A 24,588-nucleotide genomic window follows, 5' to 3' on the forward strand; every position below is an offset into this window, starting at 1 on the left:
TGACGCCGGACTCGAGCGTGGTGTCGTTGTCGTTCAGGCCCATGCTGCTGCGATCCTCCATCCGCGACCCTCGAGTTCCTCGACGAGTCGCTGTTCGTGCTCCGGGACGACCGACACCTCGACGATGCCGATCTGCGCTCCGGGCGAGTGCTCGAGGCGCAGGTCCTCGAGGTTGATGCCGAGTTCCCCGATGGTGGTGAGGAGTTCGGCGAACTGCCCGGGTCGGTCGTCGATCAGGACGACGACCTGGGCGAAACGTGCGGTGGACCCGTGCTTGCCGGGCAGTCGCTCGACGCCGCGGTTGCCCGACGCCATCGTCTCGGCGATGGCGCGCGGGGACCCGGCCGCGGCGGGGTCGGCGAGCGCGGTGAGCACCCGGTCGAGTTCGTCACGGAGGTCGGCGAGCACCGGGCGGATGTGCTCCGCGTTGGCACCGATGATCTGCACCCACAGGCCCGGGTCGCTCGCGGCGATGCGCGTGACGTCGCGGACACCACCGCCGGCCAGGCCGAGGGCTTCGCCGGGGGCGTCGCGGAGGCGCGAGGCCATCAGCGTCGCGACCAGCTGCGGCGCGTGGGAGACGACCGCGACCGCCCGGTCGTGCGACTCGGCGTCCATCGGGACGACCGTCGCCCCGAGGTCGAGCGCCAGGTGTTCGACCACGGCTGCACGCTGGTGGCTGATGTCGTCGTGGCCGGCGATGACCCAGGGACGACCGATGAACAGGTCGGCGCGGGCGGCGGTCGGACCACTGCGTTCGCGGCCGGCCATCGGGTGCGAACCGATGTACCGCGAGACGTCCGCACCGACGGCGCGGAGGCGGTCGAGCGGCCCGGACTTGACGCTGGCGACGTCGGTGACGACGGCGTTCGGGTGGTTGCGGAGTTCACGCTCGACGACGGTCGCGGTGACGTCCGGCGGCACGGCGACCACGATCAGTTCCGGTTCGTCCCCCGCTGCCGGCGGTCGTCCGGCGCCGTAGTCGACGGCGAGCGCCAACGCGGCCGGGGAGACGTCGTCGAGGACGACCTCCACCCCCTTGTCGCGCAGGGCCAGGCCGATCGAGGCACCGAGCAGTCCGGTCCCGACGATCCGCACCGGTCCGCGCACACGGCGGTCGATGTCGGCGCGCGACGGTTGTCCGTCGGTCGCGGTCGTGCTGGCGTCGGTCACCCGGCAAGCCTATCGAGCGCAGGTGCCCGGCAGCAGGACGGCGCCGGGCCTGTGGAGAAGTCCCCACCGGGCCCGGAGCCGTCCGTGTCGCGGTCGGTCCGCGACGGTCGACCGATCGTCAGTCCGTGCTCTCCGCGTCGTCGTCGCCGGTTCGGGTGTCCGCGGTCCGGGCGATGCCGAGCAGCTTGCCGAGCTCGACCGTGGTCAGCTCGCGCACCTCGCCGGGCGCCAGACTGCCGAGCTGCAGCGGTCCGAACGACCGGCGCACGAGCTCGAGGACCGGGTGTCCGACCGCTTCGAGCATGCGGCGGACGATCCGGTTGCGGCCGGAGTGCAGCGTGATCTCGACGAGCGACTCCCCACGCGAGGACTCGAGCAGCCGCGCCTTGTCGGCGGCGATCTGGCCGTCCTCCAGCTCGATGCCCTCGAGCAGCATCTGCAGCGTCGAGGGGACCATGTTGCCGTCGACCTTCGCGACGTAGGTCTTCGTCACGCCGAACGACGGGTGCGCCAGGACGTGGGCGAGCCCGCCGTCGTTGGTCAGGATGAGCAGCCCGGCGGTGTCGAAGTCGAGTCGGCCGACGTTGAACAGGCGCTCCTCGAACTGGTCGACGTACTGCGAAAGGTCGGGACGGTCGTGCTCGTCCTGCATGCTCGAGACCACACCGGTCGGCTTGTTGAGGACCACGTACCGCCGGGAGGTGTCGGTCTGCACGGGCACCCCGTCGACCGCGACCTCGTCGGTGTCCGGGTCGACGCGACGACCGAGCATGTCGGCGACCTCGCCGTTCACGGTCACGCGGCCCTCGGAGATCAGGTTCTCCGCGACTCGACGGCTCGCCACACCGGCAGCGGCGATCACCTTCTGCAGGCGCTCACCGCCTTCCTGGAGGTCCGGCTCGCCCCCGGCGGTCGTCGTCCCGTCCGCCGGGTCCCAGTCGGGGATGATCGGGCGTTCGGGCGTGCCCTCGGCGGGGCGCCCGGCGTCGTCGCGCTCCCCGGCCGGGAGGGGCGTCGTCCGCTTGCGTGCGGGGTCGTTGCGCGGGCTCGTCGTGCCACCGACGTAGCGGCGGCCGTTGTGCCACACGCTGCTCGGGGCACCGTCCGGGCTGCGACGGTCCTCGCGGCGGGGGTCGGCACCGCGCTCGGCGCCACGGTCGTCCGGACGACGGGAGGCTCCGCGGTCGTCACGCCCGCGGTACCCACCGCGCTGGTCGTCGCGGCCACCGCGGTCGTCACGGCCGCCGCGGGAGTCACGTCCCTGGTACCCACCACGCTGCTCGTCCCGGCCACCACGGGAGTCACGGGAGTCGCGTCCCTGGTAGCCACCACGGTCGTCGCGTCCACCGGTCCGGCTGTCACTGGTCCGGCGGTCGCCGGCGTCGTCGCGGCGCACGAAGCGGCCGCGGTCGTCGTCACGGCTCACGAAGCCGCCACGGTCGTCGCTGCGTCGGTCGGCGCCGCGCGTGTCGCGCTCGGGACGTCCGCGGTACCCGCCGGAGGGACGGTCGTCCCGCCCGCGGTACCCACCACTGCTGCGGTCGTCGCCGCCACGGTACCCGCCGGTCGGACGGTCACCGCCGCGCTCGTCGCGCCCACGGAACCCACCGGTCGGACGGTCACCACCACGGTCGTCACGCCCACGGAACCCACCGGTCGGACGGTCCCCACCACGGTCATCGCGGCCACGGAACCCACCGGCGGAACGGTCGTCCCGCCCGCGGTACCCACCACTGCTGCGGTCGTCGCCGCCACGGAAGCCACCGGTCGGACGGTCACCGCCGTTGCGCTCGTCGCGCCCGCGGTACCCACCGGTCGGACGGTCACCACCACGCTCGTCACGCCCACGGAACCCACCGGTCGGACGGTCGCCGCCGCGGTCATCGCGCCCACGGAACCCACCCGTGGGACGGTCGCCGCCACGCTCGTCACGCCCGCGGTACCCACCACGCTCGCTGCCACCGGCCCGGTCGTCGCGCCCGCGGTACCCGCCGGAGGAACGGTCGCCGCCACGCTCGTCACGCCCGCGGTACCCACCACGGTCGCCGCCACCGGCCCGGTCGTCGCGCCCACGGTACCCGCCGGAGCCGGCCCCGTCGCGTCCGCGGGGTGCGTCGTCGCGGCGCCCCGCGCCTCCCGGCCGGTCACCGCCCGGACGTCCGGACCCGCCGCGGCGGTCGTCGTCTCGTCGTGCACGGTCGTTCTGGTCAAACCCGGCCATCGGGGATCCTTCCGGTCTGCCCGAAACCGTCCGCGCCGTCCTCCAGGAGGGGCGAGATGAGCGGAAGCTCGTCGAGCGAGTTGATGCCGAGCTGCTGGAGCAGCAACTCGGAGGTGACGTAGTTGATCGCGCCGGTCTCGGAGTCGGTGAACGACTCCTCGATGAGGCCGCGCGCGACGAGCGTGCGGACCACGCCGTCGACGTTGACGGCCCGGATCGCGGCGATCTGGGAGCGGGTGATCGGCTGCTTGTAGGCGACCACGGCGAGGGTCTCGAGGGCCGCCTGCGACAGGCGCGCGGGACGTTCCGCCTCGACGAACTGCTCGACGACGGCGTCGAGTTCGGCACGGACGTAGAAGCGCCAACCGCCGCCGACCTCGCGCAGTTCGAAGCCGCGGCGAACGGTGCCGTCGACGCCGTCGAAGTCGGCGACCAGACGGTCGACGGCCTGCCGGACGACCGGGACCGGTGCACCGACCGCGGCGGCGAGGGCGACGAGGGACTGCGGCTGGTCGGCGATCATCAGGATCGCTTCGAGCTGCCGGTCGACGGGAACGTCGACGGGCAGGTCTGCGGGCGCGTCCGTGGCGCCTGCGGCCGGGGCGGCTGCGGCGCCGCGCAGCTCGACCTCGAGCGCACGGGCGTCCTCGATCTCGTCCGCCCCGCCCGGCTCGGCGGATCCCCCGGCGCGCGACCGAGCGCCGTGCGCGTGCACGTCATCCGTCATAGTCGGCTCCCAGGTTCGCGAGGCTCTCGTCCGTCCAGTCGAGCGCGGTCCACCGGAGGACCAGTTCCCCGAGCGGTTCGAGTTGTTCGAACGAGATGGAGGCGTTCCGGTACAGCTCCAGGATCGCGAGGAAACGAGCCACCACGATACCCGCCTGGTCGACCCCGGCGATGAGTTCCCGGAACGTGACGTCCGGCGTACCCTCGTCGGCGCGGGTGCGGAGGACCGACACCACGATGGCCGCCTGCTCCCGGATGCTGACCGCGGGGGCGTGCAGGTGGTCGAGTCCGACGGTCGGGATCTCCCGCGGTGCGAAGGCCAGCGCCGCCATCGCCGCGAAGTCCTGCACGGACAGCGTCCAGACGAGTTCCGGCGTCCGGGCGCGGAACCGCTCCTCGAGCCGGACGCTCCGCACGTGGCGTCGCGACTCGGCACCCCAGCGGTCGCCGAACCAGTCCGCCGCCTGCTTGAACGCCCGGTACTGCAGCAGTCGGGCGAACAGCAAGTCGCGGGCCTCGAGCAGGGCCACGTCCTCGGCGTCGACGAGTTCACCCTGCGGCAGCAGACCGACGATCTTCAGGTCGAGCAGGGTCGCGGCGACGACCAGGAACTCGCTCGCCTCGTCGAGTTCCTCACTCGACGAGGCCTGCCGCACGTACGCGATGAACTCGCCGGTGACGACGCTGAGGGCGACCTCGGTGATGTCCAGCTCGTGCTTCGCGATGAGCGACAGCAGCAGGTCGAACGGTCCGTCGAAGTTGCTGAGACGGACCCGGAACCCGGGTGCCGTCGTGGTGCCGACCGGCGCGTCGGTCGCGCTGTCGGCGTGTCCGGCCGGGTCGGACGGGAGGCTCGTGGCCGGGTCCTCAGGCGACGGCGCCACGCTGGACGAGCTCTCGGGCCAGCTGCCGGTAGGCATGGGCCGCAGCGTGGTCCGGAGCCGTCTGCGTGATCGGTCGCGCCGAGACGGTCGCGTCCGGGAACTTCACGGTGCGCCCGATGACGGTGTCGAGGACCCGGTCGCCGAAGGTCTCGACGACGCGCTCCATGACCTCCCGCGAGTGCAGGGTCCGCGAGTCGTACATCGTCGGCAGGATGCCGTCGAGCAGCAGCGCCGGGTTCAGCCGGTCCCGCACCTTGTCGATCGTCTCGATGAGCAGGGCGACACCGCGCAGCGCGAAGAACTCGCACTCGAGTGGGATGAGCACGCCGTGCGCCGCGGTGAGGGCGTTCACGGTGAGCAGGCCGAGCGACGGCTGGCAGTCGATGAGGATGACGTCGTAGTCGTTCGACACCTTCCGCAGCACGCTCGCCAGGATCTGCTCGCGGGCGACCTCGTTGACCAGGTGCACCTCGGCCGCGGACAGGTCGATGTTGGCGGGGATGACGTCGAGCAGCGGCACGTTCGTCGGCTGGATGACCTGGTTCGGGTCCTTCACGGCGCCCATCAGCAGGTCGTAGACCGTGGGGATGTCGTGCGTCCGGACACCGAGGCCGGCGGACAGGGCACCCTGCGGGTCGAAGTCGACGGCCAGCACACGGCGGCCGTACTCGGCGAGCGTGGCGCCGAGGTTGATGGCGGTGGTGGTCTTGCCGACCCCGCCCTTCTGGTTGCACAGGGAGATGATGCGTGCGGGACCGTGGCCGTCCAGCTCTTCCGGCACGGGGAACGCCCGCACGGGCCGACCGGTCGGACCCGTGACGATGTCGCCGGTGCCGGAGGCTGTCGTCGGGATGCTGCTCACCGGGCCATCGTACCGGCGCGCTCGCACGGGGTCGGGCCGCACCGCCGCGCGGGGTGCGGGTCGGGGCGGACGGAGGGCGCGCCTCCCGGCTGTGTCCGACCGCGCCCGGTTCCGGTCCCCGCGCCGTTCAGGCGGCGCGGAGGGCGACGCGCATGCTGTCGACCCGTTCCGCGATGACCGGGTCGCTCGCCCACCGCTGCTGCAGGCGGCCGACCAGCTCGGCGATCTGCTCGCGGTCGAGGCCGGCGATGAGTCGGAGGCCGACGGTCAGCTCGGGCCCGGCGAACCGCGACAGCGGGTCGCCCGGGGACAGCTCGATCCGGACCACGGCGGGCTCGGTCTCGATCGTGCCGGCGAAGGCCCGCGCGACCTCCGGGTCCTCGGAGCACGGCGTCCACGGCAGGTCCTGGCCGAGCGCCCACACCGCGGGACGGCGGAGGACGAACTCGGTCGCTGCCGTCGGGTCGAGCACGACGAGCTGCGTGTCCTCGCTCGCGGCGGCCATCGCGACACGGCGGGACTCGACCGGGATCGGGCGGGCGTCCGCGTCCCAGGAGCGCATCGCCTCGACCGAGGTGAAGGCGGGCATCACCGCACGACCGTCGGGACCGGCGACCGTGACGATCGAGAGTTCCTGGGTCTTGTCGACGATCCGGCCGTCGGGGGTCTCCCCGACGTCGCCGGCCTCGGCGACGAGCGGGATGAGCAGGCGGGCGGTGCGGAGGGCGTCGACGACCGCGGCGTGCGGTCCTCCGGACGCGACCGCGGTGATCGCGGCGACGACGGCGGGATCGGCCAGGCCGTCGTCCTCGGTGAAGGTCGTGTCGTGCGCATCGAACGTGCGGCCGGCCCACGGGTTGCCGGCGGAGTCGGCCGCGTGGTCGTGGGCAGGCGCTGCCTGCTCATCGGGGTCCGGGCCGGCACCCCGGCCGTTCGAGATGCCCGACACGCGGCTACTCCGACGCGATGTCGAGTGCGGCCGGCAGCGTGAACGCCCCCGTGTACAGGGCCTTGCCGATGATCGCGCCCTCGAGCCCGTGCGGCACGAGTTCGCGGAGCGCACGGAGGTCGTCGAGTGTCGAGATGCCGCCCGAGGCCACCACGGGCTGGTCGGTGCGGTCACAGACCTGGCGGAGCAGGTCGACGTTCGGGCCCTGCAGCGTGCCGTCCTTGGTCACGTCGGTGACCACGTACCGGGCACATCCGGCGTCCTCGAGCCGGTCGAGGACCTCCCAGAGGTCGCCGCCGTCCTCGGTCCACCCGCGGGCGGCCAGGGTGGTGCCGCGGACGTCGAGGCCCACGGCGATCTGCTCGCCGTACTGCCCGATCACGCGGGCCGCCCACTCGGGGTTCTCGAGCGCAGCGGTGCCGAGGTTGACCCGGGCGGCACCGGTCGCCAGCGCGGCCTCGAGCGAGGCGTCGTCGCGGATGCCACCGGAGAGTTCGACGGAGACCCCCTCGACCTCCCGGATGGCGTGCGCGATGACGCGTCGGTTGTCACCGCGACCGAAAGCGGCGTCGAGGTCGACGAGGTGGATCCACTCCGCGCCCTGGTCACGCCAGGTGCGGGCGGCGGCGACCGGGTCGCCGTACCCCGTCTCGCTGCCGGCTTCGCCCTGGGTGAGGCGCACCGCCTGGCCGTCGACGACGTCGACCGCGGGCAGGAGGACGAGGGGCTGGGTGGTGGAGAGCTCGGTCATGGTCCCGTCGGGATCGGGGGTCACAGCGACGAGACCCAGTTGCGGAGGAGGCGGATGCCGGGCTCGCCGGACTTCTCCGGGTGGAACTGCGTCGCGCTCAGCGGGCCGTTCTCGACGGCGGCGATGAAGCGTTCCCCGTGCTCGGCCCACGTCAGCTTCGGCGCGCGGAACGGACCGTAGGCGTCGAGCGGGAAGTCGGTGACCCCGTAGGAGTGCACGAAGTAGAACCGCTCGTCGCGGAGACCGTCGAAGAGCACCGAGTCCTGGGGGGCGTCGATCGTGTTCCACCCCATGTGCGGCAGAACATCGGCCTTGATCGGCTCGACGACACCCGGCCACTGCCCGAGGCCCTCGACGTCGGCGCCGCGCTCGACCCCACGGGCGAAGAGGACCTGCATTCCGACACAGATGCCGAGCACCGGGCGCCCACCGGCCAGGCGGTGGTCGACGATCTCACCGCCGCGCACCCCCTCGAGCTGGTCGACGACGGCCGCGAACGCTCCGACGCCGGGGACCAGGAGTCCGTCGGCGGCGAGGGCCGTCTGCTTGTCGTTCGAGAGCGTGACGTCGGCGCCGGCGCGTTCCAGTGCCTTCGCCGCCGAGTGGACGTTGCCGGAGCCGTAGTCGAGGACGACGACGTTCGGGCGGGTGGAGCTCACAACGTGCCCTTCGTGGACGGGATGCCGTCGACGCGCGGGTCGAGTTCGACGGCACGGCGCATCGCGCGGGCGAAGGCCTTGAACTCGGCCTCCGCGATGTGGTGGGGGTCGCGTCCGTCGAGGACGCGGAGGTGGACGGTGATGCCGGCGTTCATCGTGATCGCCTCGAACACGTGACGCACCATCGAACCGGTGAAGTGCCCACCGATCCGGTGGAACTCGAAGCCCGCCGGCTCCCCGCTGTGCACGAGGTACGGGCGGCCGGAGACGTCGACGACCGCCTGCGCCAGAGCCTCGTCGAGCGGGACCAGAGCGTCGCCGTAGCGGCCGATGCCGGCACGGTCGCCGAGTGCCTGGCGGAGCGCCTGCCCCAGGACGATGCCGGTGTCCTCCACCGTGTGGTGCACGTCGATGTCCGTGTCGCCCGAGCTCTGCACGCGCAGGTCGATCAGCGAGTGCTTGCTGAACGCGGTCAGCATGTGGTCGAAGAACGGCACGCTGGTCGAGATCTCGGACTTCCCGGTGCCGTCGAGGTCGAGCGACAGGGAGACGGTCGACTCACTCGTCGAGCGGGTGATCTCGGCGGTGCGCGCGGTCATGATCCAACCCTAACGGGCGGCTGCTCGGCGGCGACCGCACGCATGGCGTCGAGGAACGCGGTGGTCTCCTCGGTCGTGCCGGCGCTGACGCGGAGGTGGTTCGGGATGCCCAGGTCGCGGACGATCACGTCGCGCTCGAGCAGCGACTCGAACGCCGCACGCGGGTCGGCGACGCCACCGAACAGGACGAAGTTCGACCACGTCTCGTGCGGCTGGTAGCCCATCGCCCGCAGCTCCGTGACCATCCGGTCCCGCTGGCCGCGGATGTCGTCGACCATGCGGAGCATCTCCGGGGCATGCCGGAGTGCCGCGACCGCCGCCGCCTGGGTGAGCGCGGACAGGTGGTAGGGCAGGCGGACCAGGCGCAGGGCGTCGATCACCGCGGGGTCTGCTGCGAGGTAACCGACGCGGGCGCCGGCGAACGCGAAGGCCTTGCTCATCGTCCGGGAGACCACCAGGCGCGGGCGCCCCGGCAGCAGGGTCAGTGCCGTCGGCTGGCCGGCGGGCATGAACTCGGCGTAGGCCTCGTCGACCATCACGATGCCGTCGGTGGCGTCGTACACGGCCTCGATCGTGGCGAGGTCGAGCGGCGTCCCCGTCGGGTTGTTCGGGCCGCAGAGGAACACCAGGTCGGGCTGGTGCTCCTGGACCGCGGAGACGGCGGTCTCGGGAGAGATGCGGAACTCGTCGTCACGCTGAGCGGCGATCCATCGGCTGCCAGTGCTCGAGGCGATGATCGAGTGCATCGAGTAGGTGGGCGGGAAGCCGAGCACACTGCGCCCGGGGCCACCGAACGCCTGCAGCAGCTGCTGGATGACCTCGTTCGACCCGTTCGCCGCCCAGATCGACTCAGCACCCAGGCCGTGGCCGAGGTACCCGGCGAGGGACTGCCGCAACTCGGTGAACTCGCGGTCGGGGTACCGGTTCACGGTTGTCAGGGCCTGGCGGATCGAGGCGACGATGTCCTCTGCCACGTCCACCGGCACCGGATGGGTGTTCTCGTTGACGTTGAGCTGCACGCGGACGTGCTTCTGCGGGGCGCCGTAGGGGCTCTGCCCGCGCAGGTCGTCGCGGATGGGGAGGTCTTCGAGCGTGGTTGCCACCGATCCATCGTAGGCCGCGCTGCCCGCGTGGGGACCGGCCGTCCGGACGGTCACGCCAGGGGCGAACGCCGACCTGCCCGGCCCGTCGGGAGCGGGTCAGTGCTCGTACTGCGTGGGGATCGAGATCTCTTGCCCGGCCTGCACCGCGGAACCGTTGAGCGCATTGAGGCTCACGACGTCCTGGATGAAGTCACGGGGGTCGGTGTTCGGCGCGGTGTCCTCGGCGACCTGCCACAGGGTCTCCCCCGGCTGGATCGTCACGGTGTCGAAGTGCACGTTCGCCGCCCGGTCACCGGCCGAGGCCTGGCCACCGTTGAGCATCGCGATGCCGACGCAGAGCAGGACGGGCACGGCCGCGAGAGTGGTGAAGACCACTCGCCCGCGACGGGTGAGACGGAGGCGCGTGCGCGCTGCGGGTGCTGCGGTGTGCTGCATGTCCGCGATGGCGTTGGTGCTCATGTCGTTGCCTTCCTGCTTGCGATGGTGCCGGTCCGACCGTGTTGGTCGTCCGAAGCCGTGTACCGAACATACGTTCGACTCGGAGGATGCACAACCCCCAGGAGGGGATTTGTGGGGAGTTTTCTTGCGACACGCTCGAACAGGTGTTTGTCCGACATGTCACGGTCGGATACTGTTTCGATCGACTGGAGCAAGTCTCATCGGGACCACTGACATTCCCGCGGGGCTCGGTTCCACTCCGGACGAAGGGCGAGACGTGGTGGACGAACTGCGCGGACAGAAACCGTTGACGGCGAAGCAGCAGTCGATCCTCGACGCGATCCGAGCGTCGATCGCGAGCCGGGGCTACCCGCCGAGCATGCGCGAGATCGGCGACGCGGCCGGGCTCTCGTCACTGTCGAGCGTGTCCCACCAGCTCGGGCAGCTCGAGCTCGGTGGCTGGATCCGCCGCGACCCGAACCGCCCCCGTGCGCTCGAGGTCCTGGTGGACGAGCCCACGCCCGACTCCGACGGCCCCGACGTCGACGCCACGACGCTCGTGCCGCTGGTCGGCCGCATCGCCGCCGGTGTCCCGATCACCGCCGAGCAGCACGTCGACGAGATCATCCCGCTCCCCCGTCAGCTGGTCGGGACGGGTGACCTCTTCATGCTCAAGGTCGTCGGTGAGTCGATGATCGACGCCGCGATCTGCGACGGGGACTGGGTCGTCGTCCGGTCGCAGCAGACGGCGGAGAACGGTGACGTCGTCGCTGCGATGCTCGACGAGGAAGCGACCGTCAAGGTCTTCCGCCAGCGCGACGGCCACACGTGGCTGCTCCCCCGCAACACCGCCTTCGAGCCGATCCTCGGCGACGCGGCGACCGTCCTCGGCAAGGTGGTGGCGGTCCTCCGCTCCCTCTGACCCCGCAAGACGCAACGACGGCGGCTCCTCGCAACGGCACGACGTTGCGGGGAGCCGCCTTCGTTGCGTTTCGCGAACCAGCGCGGGCGCGAACCAGCGCCGGCCGGAACCAGCGAGACGACGGGAGGCGCGGTGCCAGCTGGCACCGCGCCTCCCGTCCGTCAAGCCCGCCGTCAGGCGGAGGCGACCGGCGCGACCACGTACGGGTCGAGTTCCGCGACCTCCCGCTGGAAGACGCGCACCCGGAGGCGCGTGCCCTCCTCCACGTAGTCGAGCGACTCGACCGCGCCGGAGTCGTGCAGGTGCGACACGAGGTCGCCGCGCGAGAACGGCACCACGACCGTGAGCTCGACGTCCGGCTCGGGCAGACGTGCCTCGATCGCCTCGAGCAGGTCCGGGATCCCCTCGCCCGTGCGGGCGGAGACGAACACGGCGTCCGGCGCGAGCCCGAGCAGCAGCATCCGCTGGGTGTCGTCGACCAGGTCGGCCTTGTTGAAGACGACGACCTCGGGCACGTCCCGGGCACCGACGTCACCGATGACCTCACGCACCGTGGCGAGCTGCGCTGCCGGGTCCGGATGCGAGCCGTCGACCACGTGCACGATGACGTCCGCGTCGCCGACCTCTTCGAGGGTGGAGCGGAACGCCTCGACCAGCTGGTGCGGCAGGTTGCGGACGAACCCGACGGTGTCGGTGAACGTGAACTCGCGGCCCTTCGCGGTGTTCGTGCGACGGACCGTCGAGTCCAGCGTCGCGAACAGCTGGTTCTGGACGAGCACGCCCGCGCTCGTCAGGCGGTTGAGCAGCGAGGACTTGCCGGCGTTGGTGTAGCCGGCGATCGCGACGCTGGGGACCTCGTTGCGGTTGCGCTCCGCACGCTTCGCCTCACGCGCCGGGGTGAAGCCGGCGATCTGTCGTCGGAGCTTCGCCATCCGCGTGTGGATCTTGCGGCGGTCGAGCTCCATCTTGGTCTCACCGGGGCCACGGGAGCCCATACCTGCACCGCCGGAGACCTGACCACCGGCCTGTCGGGACATCGACTCACCCCAACCACGCAGACGCGGCAGCAGGTACTGGAGCTGCGCGAGCTCGACCTGCGCCTTGCCCTCTCTGGTGGAGGCGTGCTGGCTGAAGATGTCGAGGATGACAGCCGTGCGGTCGATCACCTTGACCTTCACGACGTCCTCGAGCGCACGGCGCTGCGAGGGTGCGAGCTCGGTGTCGGCGATGACCGTGTCGGCTCCGGTGGCCTTGACGACCATCGCGAGCTCCTGGGCCTTGCCCTTGCCGAGGTAGGTCGCCGGGTCCGGGTTCGGACGGCGCTGCAGCAGCCCGTCGAGCACCACGGCGCCGGCGGTCTCGGCGAGGGCCGACAGTTCGCGGAGGGAGTTCTCGGCGTCCGTGGCGTCGCCCTGCGGGTACACGCCGATCAGGACGACCCGCTCGAGCCGGAGCTGCCGGTACTCGACCTCGGTGACGTCCTCGAGCTCGGTGGAGAGGCCGCCGACCCGGCGCAGCGCCGCGCGGTCCTCGCGGTCGTACTGTTCGCCGTCGCCGTCCCAGCCCTGCTCGTCGATCGAGCGGGTCTGGATCGCCTGTGCCGGCGCGAAGATGGAGGAGGCGGCGCGCTGGTCGGCGTTGCGCAGCACTCGTTCGACGACACCGTCGGCGCTGTCGTCGTGGATGGTCTGTTCGTCCTGCTGATGGGTATCCGTCATGCTGTCCACAGGGTACCTCCGGAGGCCTCGGGACACACGGGGTTCCCGGTACGGTTCTTCCATGGCGAACGACCACTACTTCTCGGCCACCCCGGAGAGCGCGGCACGACCGCGGCAGATCCGGGTGACCCTCGCCGGTCGGACCCTCGAACTCACCACCGCGGCGGGCGTCTTCAGTCCCGACGGCATCGACCGCGGCACGAGCGTGCTGCTGCAGAACGTGCCCGCTCCGGCTGTCGACGGTGACCTGCTCGACGTCGGCTGCGGCTGGGGTCCGCTGGCGATCACGATGGCGCTGCAGTCGCCGGACGCCCACGTCTGGGGCGTCGACGTCAACGAGCGCGTCCTCGACCTGGCGCGGACGAACGCGGCCACCGCCGGTGCGGACAACGTCACCGTCGGGCTGCCGACGGAGATCCCGGCGGACCGGACCTTCGCCACGATCTGGTCGAACCCGCCGATCCGGGTCGGCAAGGACGAACTGCACGACATCCTCCACACCTGGATCCCCCGCCTGGCGGTGGGCGGCGACGCCTGGCTGGTCGTGTCGAAGGACCTCGGTGGGGACTCCTTGCAGCGCTGGTTGCAGCAGATGCTGGGCGACGGCTTCACGGTCACGCGCGCGACGACCGACAAGGGCTTCCGCGTCATCCAGGTGCACCGCACGGCCTGACGGGGCGCGCGCCGCGCGGTCACGCGGTCACGGTCTGGAGGCGCGGATCACCGCAGCGACGTCGGCCCGGGTGATCGGGGCCTCCCGTCCGGCACCACCGCCACCCGACGTCGAGACGGCCGCGCCGCAACTCGACATCGGGACCGCGCCGCAGCCCGTCGCATCGGGTGGGACGGAACTCAGACCGTCAGGTCCCCCGAGAACACCAGCTCGGCCGGCCCGGCGAGCGACACGTGCTCGCCGTCCTCCGTCGCCGTCATGCGCACCGTGAGCACGCCACCCGGCACGCGGACCCGCCACGTGTTCGGCGCCGACGCTCCGGCCCAGTACCGCGTGGCGAGCGCCGCGGCCACCGCGCCGGTTCCGCAGGACAGCGTCTCCCCGCTGCCGCGCTCGTGCACGCGCATGGTGATCTCGCCGACGCCGTCGGTGACCAGCGGGTCGCCCGGCAGGACGAACTCGACGTTCGCCCCCGCGGCCGGTGCCGGGTCGAGGACCGGGATGTAGGTGAGGTCGATGCCGGCGAGTTCGTCCTCGCTGGCGACCGCGACGACGACGTGCGGGTTGCCGACCTCGATGCCCAGGCCGGGTCGTGCGTTCGGCAGGGCCTTGGCCCGGACCAGGACGTCGTCCGATCCCCCACCCTCGATGCCGAGGCCCCAGCGTCCGAGGTCCGCGGCGAACTCGTTCGTGGAGCGCTGGATGTCGACGACGCCCTTCCGGCTGCCGACCGTCAGCGTGCGCCCCGGTTCGAGGTCGACGAGCCCCGCTTCGGTCAGGTAGCGGGCGAAGACCCGGATGCCGTTGCCGCACATCTCCGCCACCGAGCCGTCGGCGTTGTGGTAGTCCATGAACCAGGTCGCGTCGGGGTCCTCGGCGAGGATCGCCCGCCCCTCCGGGATCGCGTCGGACCGCACTGCACGGATGACGCCGTCGGCCCCGACTCCGAACCGACGGTCGGCGATGGCGCGGATCCGGTCGGGGGTCAGGTCGACCGTGGCGTCGGGGTCGGCGAACAGGACGAAGTCGTTGCCGGTCCCGTGGCCCTTGGTGAAGTGCAGCTCGGTCACGGGACGATCCTACGGGCCAGCTCGGACAGCTCCGCCGTGCCGGCGCCGGTGACGTCGAGCGTCTCGACGTGGGTGGCGTCGCCGTCGACGTAGCGCTTGAACCAGGACACCTGCCGACGGGCGTACTTGCGGGTGGCGATGCTGGTCGCCTCGATGGCCTGTGCGACGCTCGCCTCGCCGCGGAGCACCTGCAGCGCCTGCGCGTAGCCGATCGCGGCGCGGGCCGTGGGGCCCTGCTCGAGCCCCTCGTCGCGGAGTGCGGCGACCTCGTCGACCAGTCCGTCGGCGAACATCCGCTCGGCCCGCACGCGCAGCGCGTCGACGAGCTGCTCGCGGTCACGGCGCAGGTGCAGGACGTGGGCCGGCCGCCAGGACCGCGGGGCGGACGGGAGGCTCGGGGTGACGCGGTCGGACCGGCTCGCGATCTCCACGGCGCGGATCAGGCGGCGCGGGTTCCTCGCGTCGATGAAGGCGGCGGCCTCCGGGTCGAGGGCTCGGAGCCGCTCGAGGAGGACGTTCGGCCCACGCTCGCGGTGCTCACGTTCGAGCTCTTCGCGGAGGACGGGGTCGGTGCCCGGGAACGCGAGGTCGAACAGCACCGACGAGACGTACAGCCCGCTGCCACCGACGAGGACCGCGAACCCGCCGTCGTCCGTGATGTCGGCGATGACGGCACGGGCGTCGCGTTGGTAGGCGGCGACGCTGGCCTCGTCGGTGACCCGGAGGACGTCGAACATGTGGTGCGGGATGCCCCGTCGCTCGGACTCGGGGACCTTCGCCGTCCCGATGTCCATGCCGCGGTAGAGCTGCATGGCGTCGGCGTTGACGATCTCCGCCCGTCGTCCCTGCGCTCGGTACCGTTCGGCGATGTCGAGGGCGAGCTCGGACTTCCCGGTACCGGTCGCCCCGACTACGGCGACGAGGGGGGCGACCGGGACGAGGGAGGCGCCGGGGCCGGCCGGGGTTCCGGGGACGACCGGGGCGTCGCCGCTCGGGTCAGCGGCCGACACGGAGCGTGGGGAGGCCGAGCGACACCGGGCGGGGCCCCTCGCCGGCGACGGTCGGGGTCGGGACGCCGCAGGACTCGGCCTGCGCGGTGTCCCAGGCGTCGCCGGCCCGAGTGCGCCGGATGCGGAGCGGGGCGTCCGAGTCCGCGAGGAGGAAGTGCGGCGCCGCTCGGGTGATCTCCACCGAGACGACGTCGCCGGGCCGCGGGACGTCGGACCCGGCCGGCACCGCGAAGTGCACCAGCCGGGAGTCCTCCGCGCGGCCGGACAGCCGGTGCGTGGTGTCGTCCTTCTTGCCCTCACCCGTGGCGACCAGGACCTCGACCGTCCGGCCGACCTGCCGGGCGTTCTCCTCGGCGGTGATGCGCTCCTGCAAGGCGATGAGTCGCTCGTACCGTTCCTGCACGACCTGCTTCGGCAGCTGCTCGTCCATCGTCGCCGCCGGGGTGCCGGGGCGGATCGAGTACTGGAACGTGAACGCTGTCGCGAAGCGGGCCTGCTCGACGACCCGGAGGGTGTCCTGGAAGTCGGCTTCGGTCTCGCCGGGGAAGCCGACGATGATGTCGGTCGAGATCGCGGCGTGCGGGATGGCCGCCCGCACCCGGTCGAGGATGCCGAGGAACCGCTCGCTGCGGTAGCTGCGGCGCATCGCCTTGAGCACCCGGTCAGACCCGGACTGCAGCGGCATGTGCAGCTGCGGCATCACGTTCGGGGTCTCCGCCATCGCGGCGATGACGTCGTCGGTGAACGCGGCCGGGTGCGGGCTGGTGAAGCGCACGCGCTCGAGACCGGCGATCTGCCCGGTGGCGCGGAGCAGCTTGCCGAACGCCTGGCGGTCCCCGAACTCCACCCCGTAGGAGTTCACGTTCTGCCCGAGCAGGGTGACCTCGATCGCGCCGTCGTCGACGAGGGCCTGGATCTCGGCCAGGACGTCACCCGGCCGGCGGTCCTTCTCCTTGCCGCGCAGCGAGGGCACGATGCAGAACGTGCAGGTGTTGTTGCAGCCGACGGAGATCGACACCCAGCCGCTGGAGGTCGACTCCCGCTTGGTGGGCAGCGTCGACGGGAAGACCTCGAGCGACTCGAGGATCTCGAGCTGTGCCTCGCCGTTGTGCCGGGCACGCTCGAGGAGGGTCGGCAGCGACCCCATGTTGTGCGTACCGAAGACGACGTCGACCCAGGGCGCCTTCTCGAGGATGACGTCCTTGTCCTTCTGCGCCAGACATCCCCCGACGGCGATCTGCATGCCCGGGTGGTCGCGCTTGATCGACGCCAGGCGGCCGAGGTTGCCGTAGAGGCGCTTGTCGGCGTTCTCGCGGACCGCGCAGGTGTTGATGACGACGACGTCGGCCTGCTCGTGCTCGGACCCCGAGGCCGCAGCGTCGACGTACCCGGCGGCGCGGAGGGAGCCGCTCAGTCGCTCGGAGTCGTGCACGTTCATCTGGCACCCGTACGTGCGCACTTCGTAGGTACGCGGGCGCGCGGCGACGGTGTCCATGATCGACCAGTGTAGGTCCGGGGACGACGACGGCCGGAGCGCGTCCGCCCCGGCCGTCGTCACGCGTCGCGCCCTACTCGAAGCGGACGGTCCCGCCCCCGGTCGGCGGACGCCGCGGGCCGTCGAGTGCCCGCTCGACGGCGACGCGGACGACCCCGCCGTTGTAGCCCTTGCGCATCAGGAACCCGGACAGCCGACGTTCGGCGGTCGCCCGGTCCAGTCCACGCATCTGTCCGGCACGCTTGGCGGCCAGGTCGAGCGCACGGACGAACTCGTCGTCCTCGTCGTCGGCGGCGGCTTCGAGCGCGGCGTCGATCGCCGTCTGGTCGATCCCCCGGCGCCGGAGGTCGGCGACGATCGCCTGCCGGCCCAGGCCCTTCCGCGCGTGCATCCGGTCGACCAGGTCGGTCGCCAGTGCCACGTCGTCGAGGAGCCCGACCCGCGTCAGCCGTTCGATCTCGTGCTCGATCACGTCGGCGTCGAACTCGTCCTGCTTGACGAGCATCGTCCGGAGCTCGGAGGTGCTGACCCCGCGACGACTCAGAGCTCGCATGCTGATGCGCTCGGCGTCCGCACGCTGTTCGTCGAGCGGCCGCGGTGCGTCAGCGGGGTCGATCTCCCCGCCGGTGATCGAGAAGACCGAGGCGGTCGGAGCGTCGGCTTCCTCGCCGTCGTACCCGCTCTGCTCGGCACGAGCCGTCCGCCCCGAGCCGTCGCCGACCACGGGAGACAGCCACTCGGACTGTGCCCCGCGGATCGGCAGCGGCACCGGGGTGTCCGCGTCGGCGCTGTCGACTTCCACGCCAGCGCTGACGTCAGCACCAGTGCCGGCGTCAGCACCAGCGGTCCTGTCGTATCCCGGAGACGCGTCTGCGGGGCCGGCCGAGTCCGGGCCTGCGGCGCGGGACCCGGCAGTGGACGAACCGCGACGGGACCGCGCACCGAACAGGTCGGTGACCGGTGCGAGGTCCGCGTCGTCGTTTCCGGCCGTCACGCGCCCTTCGCGACCTTCGGCGCGATGGACTCGACCGGTGCAGCTTCCTTGGCCCCGCCGACGCCGAGCTTCGCGAGGATCTTGCCCTCGATCTCAGCGGCGATCTCGGGGTTCTGGATCAGGAAGGCGCGGGAGTTCTCCTTGCCCTGCCCGAGCTGGTCGCCGTCGTACGTGTACCAGGCACCGGACTTCTTGACGATGTTGTGGTCGACACCGAAGTCGAGCAGCGAACCTTCGCGGGAGATGCCGACGCCGTACAGGATGTCGAACTCGGCCTGCTTGAAGGGCGGTGCCATCTTGTTCTTGACGACCTTGACGCGGGTCCGGTTGCCGACGGCTTCGGTACCGGTCTTCAGGGTCTCGATGCGGCGGATGTCGAGGCGGACGGAGGCGTAGAACTTCAGCGCCTTACCGCCGGAAGTGGTCTCCGGCGAACCGAAGAACACACCGATCTTCTCGCGCAGCTGGTTGATGAAGATCATCGTGGTCTGCGTCTGGTTCAGCCCACCGGCGAGCTTGCGGAGGGCCTGCGACATCAGGCGGGCCTGCAGACCGACGTGCGAGTCACCCATCTCGCCCTCGATCTCGGCACGCGGCACGAGTGCTGCGACGGAGTCGATGACGATGAGGTCGATGGAGCCCGAACGGACGAGCATGTCCGCGATCTCGAGCGCCTGCTCGGCCGTGTCCGGCTGCGACACCAGCAGTGCGTCGATGTCGACACCGAGCTTCTTGGCGTACTCCGGGTCGAGCGCGTGCTCGGCGTCGATGAACGCTGCGATGCCACCGTTGCGCTGGGCGTTGGCGATGGCGTGGATCGTCAGCGTCGTCTTGCCGGAGGACTCCGGCCCGTAGATCTCGATGATGCGGCCACGGGGAAGTCCGCCGATGCCGAGCGCGACGTCCAGCGCGACGGAGCCGGTGGGGATGACGGCGACCGGAGCGCGCTCGTCGGTACCGAGGCGCATCACGGCACCCTTGCCGAACTGACGGTCGATCTGGGCGAGTGCGGTCTCGAGGGCCTTCTCGCGGTCTACTGCTGATGGCATGGGATGCTCCTTCGTGCTGGTGACGGCCGCCTGTAGGCTGTCGCGTCCGGACCGGCCGATGGTGCAAGGCCACTCGTTCTGCGACAAGGCTTCGGACGTGTTCCGATGTCCATGAACCTACGGCCGCCCACCGACATCACTGCCGTGGCGAGCGTCGGTTGTGGATGGAGCATCCGGTCAACGTCGCTGTGCAGGAACGTAGCACCGACCGAACACGTGTTCGAGCGACACGCCGAACAGGTGTTCCCATCGGGGAGGGCCGGACAGGGCCGTTCGTCAGTCCCGCGGGTCCTGCAGACCGCGCCCGTGCCGACGCGCTTCCGGGACGTCCTGCGAGTCGCACAGCGCTTCCCAGACCGTGCGGGCGTCGATGCCCGCGGCCAGGGCGTCCGCTGCGGAGCGACCGCCGAGCTGCTCGAGCACGACGTCCCGCGCGACGACGGCACCGTAGGCATCCCCGAACACCTGGTCGACGGCTCGCCAGAACTCACTCACGCGCATCGGACCACCCTAACAACGGGGAACGCCCCCGCCGGCGGACCGGCGAGGGCGTTCGTTCGTGAGATGGGCCTCAGCGCACCGCGAGGTCGTTGTCGAACTCGGCGACGAGTTCATCGGGAAGCGTGTCCGGGACCCGGGTGAGTCCTTCGACCACCGCGAGGCGGTCGCCCACTTCGCGCATGATCGTCGAGATGGGGGTGTCGAGAGCATCCGCGACCGAGGCGAGGATCTCCGAGCTGGCTTCTTTCTGACCACGCTCGACCTCGCTGAGGTACCCGAGGGCAACGCTGGCCTTGGACGCGACCTGACGGAGGGTCCGGCCCTTCTGCAAGCGGAAGTCCCGCAGCACATCGCCGATTTCCTGACGAACGAGAACCATGAGAACTCCTCCTTCCTGTCATCTCCGCGCCCGCTCGGTCGGGATGACCGAGCTCGGGTTCGGCAACGATGAGGTTGCCGGTTGCAGCATGTTAGCCAGTGCGGCTGCCGTCCTGCTGGAGATTGCGTGAGATGTAACCTGACGGTCACGCCGCCTATTCCACGCCCTGCAGTCTGGATCGCAGTCGTGCCAGGAGTTCGGAGACGACGGCCCGACGGATTGCTCCGCGGTCCCCGTCCAGGTGCAGTTCGACCGCTTCCGCACCGGCCGCGCTGGCGATGCCGACGAACACGGTCCCGACCGGCTGACCGTCCTGGGGATCCGGTCCGGCGACACCCGTCGTGCTGATGCCCCAGGTCGCCGGGACGTCGTCGACCGCCAGCGCCATCCGGACACCCGCGGCCATCTGGCGCGCGACCTCCGGATCGACCGCACCGTGTTCGGCGAGCAGCTCGGCATCGACCCCGAGCACGGTCGCCTTCACCGGGGTCGCGTAGGCCACGACTCCCCCGCGTACGACGGCACTGGCTCCGGGGACGCCGACCAGCTCCGCGACGACGAGTCCGCCGGTCAGCGACTCCGCCACCGCGACGGTCTCACCACGAGCGGTCAGCTCCGCGACGAGCGCACGAGCGACGTCAGTGACCGCAGCGGAGGCCGGGAGGGTCACGCTGCGGTCCGGTTGTGCCGCCACGCCTGCACGAGGTAGTCCACCCCGCTGGCGACCGTCGCGACGACCGCTGCGGTCATGAAGATGCCATTGACCCAGTGCGCCAGGTCGCCGACGAGGTTCCACCACGGGAACAGCGCGAGCGTGAGCGCGACGGCCTGCAGCACCGTCTTGATCTTGCCGCCGCGGCTGGCCGGGATCACCCGGTCGGACAGCACCGCGAAGCGGAAGACCGTGATGCCGATCTCGCGCACCATGATCAGCACGGTCACGTACCAGGGCAGTTCGTCGAGGATCGACAGGGCGACGAGCGCGCCGCCGATCAGCACCTTGTCGGCGATCGGGTCGACGAGCTTGCCGAAGTCGGTCACCAGGTTCTGTCGGCGGGCGATGATGCCGTCCGCGCTGTCGGTGACGATCGCCACGACGAAGAGCACCGCGGCCCAGATGCGCACCGGGCCGTCCGCACCGGCGTCGGCCAGCAGCAGGACGAAGAACAGCGGCGCCATGAGGATGCGCACCACGGTGATGATGTTGGCGACGTTCGCGGTGGACGCGGGGCCGGGACCCTTGCGGAGGATCCGGCCACGCCACGGGAACCGGTTCGTGTTGCCGTCAGAGGCGGTCATGGTCTCACTCCCTGCCCGTCAGGCCCCAGGCGTCTTCGTCGTCGTCATCGCCTGTCACCTCATCGTACCCACGCGTCATGCCGGCGACCGGGTCGTTGCCGTACCGGTCGTCGGACTCCGTGGCCGAGGACGGCACCGCGGCGGACGACGACGGCAGGGCGGCGGTCGGTGCTGCCGCAGCAGGTGCCACCGGCGGCTCCTCACCCCGGAGCTTCGCGAGCACCGACGGCAGCTGGTCCCCGGTGACGAGGACGTCGCGCGCCTTCGACCCCTCGGACGGACCGACGATGTCGCGGGACTCCATCAGGTCCATGAGACGCCCCGCCTTCGCGAAGCCGACACGGAGCTTCCGCTGCAGCATCGATGTCGACCCGAACTGCGTCGAGACGACCTGCTCGACCGCCGCGAGCAGCAGCTCGAGGTCGTCGCCGATGTCGGCGTCGATCTCCTTGCGCTCGACCACGGCCGCGACGTCCTGGCGGTACTCGGGCTGTGCCTGCCGGGTGACGTGCTGGACGACCTCGGCGACCTCGCTCTCCTGCACCCAGGCGCCCTGCACGCGGACGGCCTTCGAGGAACCCATCGGCAGGAAGAGCGCGTCGCCCTGGCCGATGAGCTTGTCGGCGCCCGGCTGGTCGAGGATGACGCGGGAGTCGGTGACGCTCGTCACGGCGAACGCGATCCTGGACGGCACGTTCGCCTTGATGAGGCCGGTGATGACGTCGACCGACGGACGCTGCGTGGCGAGCACGAGGTGGATGCCGGCGGCGCGGGCGAGCTGGGTGATGCGGACGATCGACTCCTCGACGTCGCGCGGGGCGACGAGCATGAGGTCCGCGAGCTCGTCGACGACGACGAGCAGGTACGGGTACGGCTTGAGCTTCCGCTCGCTGCCCGCCGGCAGGACGATCTCCTCGTTCTGGACGGCCTTGTTGAAGTCGTCGACGTGGCGGAACCCGAAGGACGCCAGGTCGTCGTACCGCATGTCCATCTCCTTCACGACCCACTGCAGCGCTTCGGCCGCCTTCTTCGGGTTCGTGATGATGGGCGTGATGAGGTGCGGGACCCCGGCGTAGATCGACAGCTCGACGCGCTTCGGGTCGACCAGGACCATGCGGACCTCGGACGGCTTCGCGCGCATGAGCAGCGAGGTGATCATCGAGTTGATGAACACCGACTTGCCGGAGCCGGTGGAGCCCGCGACGAGCAGGTGTGGCATCTTCGCCAGGTTCGCGACGACGAAGCCGCCCTCGACGTCCTTGCCGACGCCGATCGTCATCGGGTGCTTGGACTTGGTGGCCGCGCTCGAGCGGAGGACGTCACCCAGGGACACGATCTCGCGGTCGCTGTTCGGGATCTCGACGCCGATCGCGCTCTTGCCGGGGATCGGCGAGAGGATGCGGACCTCGTTCGAGGCCACCGCGTACGACAGGTTCTTCGACAGGGCGGTGACGCGTTCGACCTTGACGCCGGGGCCGAGTTCGATCTCGTAGCGGGTGACCGTCGGCCCCCGGGAGAACCCGGTGACCCGCGCGTCGACCTTGAACTCGGTGAGCACACCGGTGATCGCCGCGACGATCTCGTCGTTGGCCTGGCTGCGCGCGACCGACGGCGTGCCGGGGGTCAACGTGGTCGCGGCGGGCAGACGGTACGGGTGGGCCGGGTCGTCGGTGCCGGCGACCGGCAGGCCCTCCGGCTCGTCCTCGACCCCGACCTCGCCGAGGTCGGACGCACCCGACACGACGGGCACAGACGGGACCGGCGCGACGGCCGGCGCTGCAACGGCGGCAGCGCTGGACGGGAGGCCCGTGGCCACTGCCGCCGCGACGTCGCGGTCCGGACGGAACGCCTCGGTCGGTGCGGCCGCGGCCGCGGGCGACCCGAAGTCGCGGAGCGCCTGCTCCGCACGGTCGAGGTCGTCGGCGACGTCCTGCTCGATCGAGTCGTTGAGGTTGACCGACTCGGGCTCGGCCGGCGTCAGGTCGCGGAGCCCGGCGGCAGCACCGGCAGCACCCGCACCGCGCGGACCGACACCGGCCGCAGCCGCGCCGGCCGGCGGGATGACCGGGCTGTCGAACGCCGGGTCCTCTTCGCGCCCGGACTTGTTGCGCCGCCACCAGGGCAGGTGCTCGTCTGCGCCCGGTTCGACGGGCACGCCGTCCTCGTCGAACCCGAGGTCCTCGAACAGCGGGAAGTCCTGGGACTGCCCCTTCGCGCCACGCTTCCGAGTCGGCTTCGTCGCGACCGCACCGGTCTCGGCAGCACTCGGGGTCTCGTCCGTCTCCACCGCCGGGCCGGCAGCCCCGAACAGGTAGGCGTAGAGCTCGTGCAGACGCCGGCCGAGCTGGTTCGGCGGCGTCTTGGTGATGATGAAGAGCGAGAGTGCGAGCAGCACGACCGCGACCGGGACGGCGACCCAGGCCGTGGCGACCGCGACGAGCCAGCCGATGACGACCCAACCGAGCACCCCACCGGCCGCGGCGAGGGCGGGCATGCCGTCCACCGCGCTCGGCTGCCCACCGAACACGTGACACAGCGACGCGATCGACACGAGCATCAGCCCCAGGCCGATGCCGATCCGGGTGTTGTCGTGCACGGACGCCGGGTGCCGGAAGAGCCAGCCGGCGAACACGACCATGATCACGGGCAGCGCGAACGCCAGCCGACCGAACAGCCCGCCGAACGTGTACGCGTCGAGGGCGATCGACACGGCGTTCGTCGGGTTCAACCACTCGACGACCCCGCCGGCGATGGCCAGGACGAACAGCAGGAACGGGAACCCGTCGCGGCGCTGGTCCTTCTCGAGGGACTCCTTGCCGAGCAACCGGAAGCCGGCACCGACGCCGTGCGCCATGCCGAGCCACGCCGTCACGAGCGGGTTCTGCTCGCGGAACACCGGTGTCGGTGCCGCCTGCGGCAGTTTCTTCGTCGTGGCCTGGGTACGCGACGTCCCGCGCGACCCGCCTCCACGGGTCGACGATGACGACGCGCGCGTGCGCGTGGTCGACTTGGTGCCTCCGGCCATGGGGACGACCCTAACGCCAGCCGACGACGAAGGACGAGAGGCCCGCCGCAGCGTCCGTGGCGGACGTGCGACGGGCCTCCCGTCAGTC

General features: G+C 71.3%; 24 protein-coding genes. 2 read left to right on the plus strand and 22 right to left on the minus strand.

Going from position 1 to position 24,588, the window contains the following annotated elements; all coding sequences use genetic code 11:
* Window positions 1-33 precede the first annotated feature (33 nt).
* The 11 genes from QL987_RS04985 to QL987_RS05035 all read right to left on the minus strand — a co-directional run bounded on the left by QL987_RS04985 (window position 34) and on the right by QL987_RS05035 (window position 10,386).
* Entirely contained in the window at window positions 34-1,173 is a 1,140-nt protein-coding gene (locus QL987_RS04985; RefSeq protein ID WP_290156540.1) for a prephenate dehydrogenase, read from the minus strand.
* Window positions 1,174-1,291: 118 nt separating this feature from the next.
* On the minus strand, window positions 1,292-2,044 hold the full coding sequence (locus QL987_RS04990; protein ID WP_252727797.1) for a pseudouridine synthase: 753 nt from the start codon (window positions 2,042-2,044) through the stop codon (window positions 1,292-1,294).
* A 1,336-nt stretch (window positions 2,045-3,380) separates the two neighbouring features.
* A complete protein-coding gene (gene scpB / locus QL987_RS04995) occupies window positions 3,381-4,121 on the minus strand; it encodes an SMC-Scp complex subunit ScpB (RefSeq protein ID WP_290156542.1) in 741 nt (246 codons plus the stop codon).
* Window positions 4,111-5,040, minus strand: a complete 930-nt coding sequence (locus QL987_RS05000; protein WP_253462349.1) for a ScpA family protein — start codon at window positions 5,038-5,040, stop codon at window positions 4,111-4,113. The genes scpB and QL987_RS05000 overlap by 11 nt, the downstream gene beginning before the upstream one ends.
* Complete coding sequence (locus QL987_RS05005) at window positions 4,988-5,866, minus strand: ParA family protein (RefSeq protein WP_221850583.1); 879 nt, start codon at window positions 5,864-5,866, stop codon at window positions 4,988-4,990. The genes QL987_RS05000 and QL987_RS05005 overlap by 53 nt, the downstream gene beginning before the upstream one ends.
* 127 nt (window positions 5,867-5,993) lie before the next feature.
* Window positions 5,994-6,815, minus strand: a complete 822-nt coding sequence (locus QL987_RS05010; RefSeq protein WP_290156545.1) for an SseB family protein — start codon at window positions 6,813-6,815, stop codon at window positions 5,994-5,996.
* A gap of 4 nt (window positions 6,816-6,819) precedes the next feature.
* Window positions 6,820-7,566 carry a bifunctional 1-(5-phosphoribosyl)-5-((5-phosphoribosylamino)methylideneamino)imidazole-4-carboxamide isomerase/phosphoribosylanthranilate isomerase PriA gene (priA, locus tag QL987_RS05015; protein WP_111075488.1) on the minus strand — a complete coding sequence of 249 codons (747 nt, stop codon included), beginning with the start codon at window positions 7,564-7,566 and terminating at the stop codon, window positions 6,820-6,822.
* 20 nt (window positions 7,567-7,586) lie between these two features.
* On the minus strand, window positions 7,587-8,225 hold the full coding sequence (hisH, locus tag QL987_RS05020; protein ID WP_111075489.1) for an imidazole glycerol phosphate synthase subunit HisH: 639 nt from the start codon (window positions 8,223-8,225) through the stop codon (window positions 7,587-7,589).
* On the minus strand, window positions 8,222-8,824 hold the full coding sequence (gene hisB / locus QL987_RS05025) for an imidazoleglycerol-phosphate dehydratase HisB (protein WP_290156549.1): 603 nt from the start codon (window positions 8,822-8,824) through the stop codon (window positions 8,222-8,224). Before hisB ends, hisH begins: the two co-directional genes overlap by 4 nt.
* Window positions 8,821-9,927, minus strand: coding sequence for a histidinol-phosphate transaminase (locus QL987_RS05030; RefSeq protein WP_253462341.1), 1,107 nt, complete (start codon window positions 9,925-9,927; stop codon window positions 8,821-8,823). Before QL987_RS05030 ends, hisB begins: the two co-directional genes overlap by 4 nt.
* Window positions 9,928-10,023: 96 nt before the next feature.
* The gene (locus tag QL987_RS05035; protein WP_111075491.1) at window positions 10,024-10,386 is read right to left on the minus strand and encodes a LysM peptidoglycan-binding domain-containing protein; all 363 of its coding nucleotides are present in this window, start codon (window positions 10,384-10,386) and stop codon (window positions 10,024-10,026) included.
* A 256-nt stretch (window positions 10,387-10,642) separates the two neighbouring features.
* On the opposite strand from QL987_RS05035, the gene lexA reads away from it, so the two are divergent.
* Window positions 10,643-11,287 (plus strand): transcriptional repressor LexA, encoded by a 645-nt coding sequence (lexA, locus tag QL987_RS05040; RefSeq protein WP_111075492.1) that lies wholly within the window; start codon window positions 10,643-10,645, stop codon window positions 11,285-11,287.
* 173 nt (window positions 11,288-11,460) lie between these two features.
* On the opposite strand, the gene hflX is transcribed toward lexA, so the two are convergent.
* Window positions 11,461-13,005 carry a GTPase HflX gene (gene hflX / locus QL987_RS05045; protein ID WP_111075530.1) on the minus strand — a complete coding sequence of 515 codons (1,545 nt, stop codon included), beginning with the start codon at window positions 13,003-13,005 and terminating at the stop codon, window positions 11,461-11,463.
* A 61-nt stretch (window positions 13,006-13,066) separates the two neighbouring features.
* Between hflX and QL987_RS05050 the strand changes: the two genes are divergently transcribed.
* On the plus strand, window positions 13,067-13,678 hold the full coding sequence (locus tag QL987_RS05050) for a methyltransferase (protein ID WP_290156553.1): 612 nt from the start codon (window positions 13,067-13,069) through the stop codon (window positions 13,676-13,678).
* Window positions 13,679-13,857: 179 nt separating this feature from the next.
* Here the strand turns inward: QL987_RS05050 and dapF are convergent, their stop codons facing one another.
* From dapF to QL987_RS05100, 10 genes are all read right to left on the minus strand, one after another.
* On the minus strand, window positions 13,858-14,748 hold the full coding sequence (gene dapF, locus QL987_RS05055; RefSeq protein WP_290156556.1) for a diaminopimelate epimerase: 891 nt from the start codon (window positions 14,746-14,748) through the stop codon (window positions 13,858-13,860).
* On the minus strand, window positions 14,745-15,758 hold the full coding sequence (gene miaA, locus QL987_RS05060) for a tRNA (adenosine(37)-N6)-dimethylallyltransferase MiaA (RefSeq protein ID WP_290156559.1): 1,014 nt from the start codon (window positions 15,756-15,758) through the stop codon (window positions 14,745-14,747). Before miaA ends, dapF begins: the two co-directional genes overlap by 4 nt.
* Window positions 15,745-17,253 carry a tRNA (N6-isopentenyl adenosine(37)-C2)-methylthiotransferase MiaB gene (gene miaB, locus QL987_RS05065; protein WP_290156561.1) on the minus strand — a complete coding sequence of 503 codons (1,509 nt, stop codon included), beginning with the start codon at window positions 17,251-17,253 and terminating at the stop codon, window positions 15,745-15,747. Before miaB ends, miaA begins: the two co-directional genes overlap by 14 nt.
* A 73-nt stretch (window positions 17,254-17,326) precedes the next feature.
* A complete protein-coding gene (locus QL987_RS05070) occupies window positions 17,327-18,055 on the minus strand; it encodes a regulatory protein RecX (RefSeq protein ID WP_290156564.1) in 729 nt (242 codons plus the stop codon).
* A 188-nt stretch (window positions 18,056-18,243) separates the two neighbouring features.
* The gene (recA, locus tag QL987_RS05075) at window positions 18,244-19,296 is read right to left on the minus strand and encodes a recombinase RecA (RefSeq protein ID WP_110904761.1); all 1,053 of its coding nucleotides are present in this window, start codon (window positions 19,294-19,296) and stop codon (window positions 18,244-18,246) included.
* A 276-nt stretch (window positions 19,297-19,572) separates the two neighbouring features.
* Window positions 19,573-19,797, minus strand: a complete 225-nt coding sequence (locus QL987_RS05080) for a DUF3046 domain-containing protein (RefSeq protein ID WP_111075496.1) — start codon at window positions 19,795-19,797, stop codon at window positions 19,573-19,575.
* 70 nt (window positions 19,798-19,867) lie between these two features.
* On the minus strand, window positions 19,868-20,176 hold the full coding sequence (locus QL987_RS05085) for a helix-turn-helix transcriptional regulator (RefSeq protein WP_110823882.1): 309 nt from the start codon (window positions 20,174-20,176) through the stop codon (window positions 19,868-19,870).
* Between the two features lie 154 nt (window positions 20,177-20,330).
* Window positions 20,331-20,846 (minus strand): nicotinamide-nucleotide amidohydrolase family protein, encoded by a 516-nt coding sequence (locus QL987_RS05090; RefSeq protein ID WP_290156570.1) that lies wholly within the window; start codon window positions 20,844-20,846, stop codon window positions 20,331-20,333.
* Window positions 20,843-21,475 (minus strand): CDP-diacylglycerol--glycerol-3-phosphate 3-phosphatidyltransferase, encoded by a 633-nt coding sequence (gene pgsA, locus QL987_RS05095; protein WP_221850574.1) that lies wholly within the window; start codon window positions 21,473-21,475, stop codon window positions 20,843-20,845. Before pgsA ends, QL987_RS05090 begins: the two co-directional genes overlap by 4 nt.
* Before the next feature lie 4 nt (window positions 21,476-21,479).
* A complete protein-coding gene (locus tag QL987_RS05100; RefSeq protein ID WP_290156574.1) occupies window positions 21,480-24,500 on the minus strand; it encodes a DNA translocase FtsK in 3,021 nt (1,006 codons plus the stop codon).
* Between the last annotated feature and the right edge of the window lie 88 nt (window positions 24,501-24,588).

The organism is Curtobacterium sp. APC 4022 (assembly GCF_030407555.1).
Lineage (GTDB): Bacteria > Actinomycetota > Actinomycetes > Actinomycetales > Microbacteriaceae > Curtobacterium.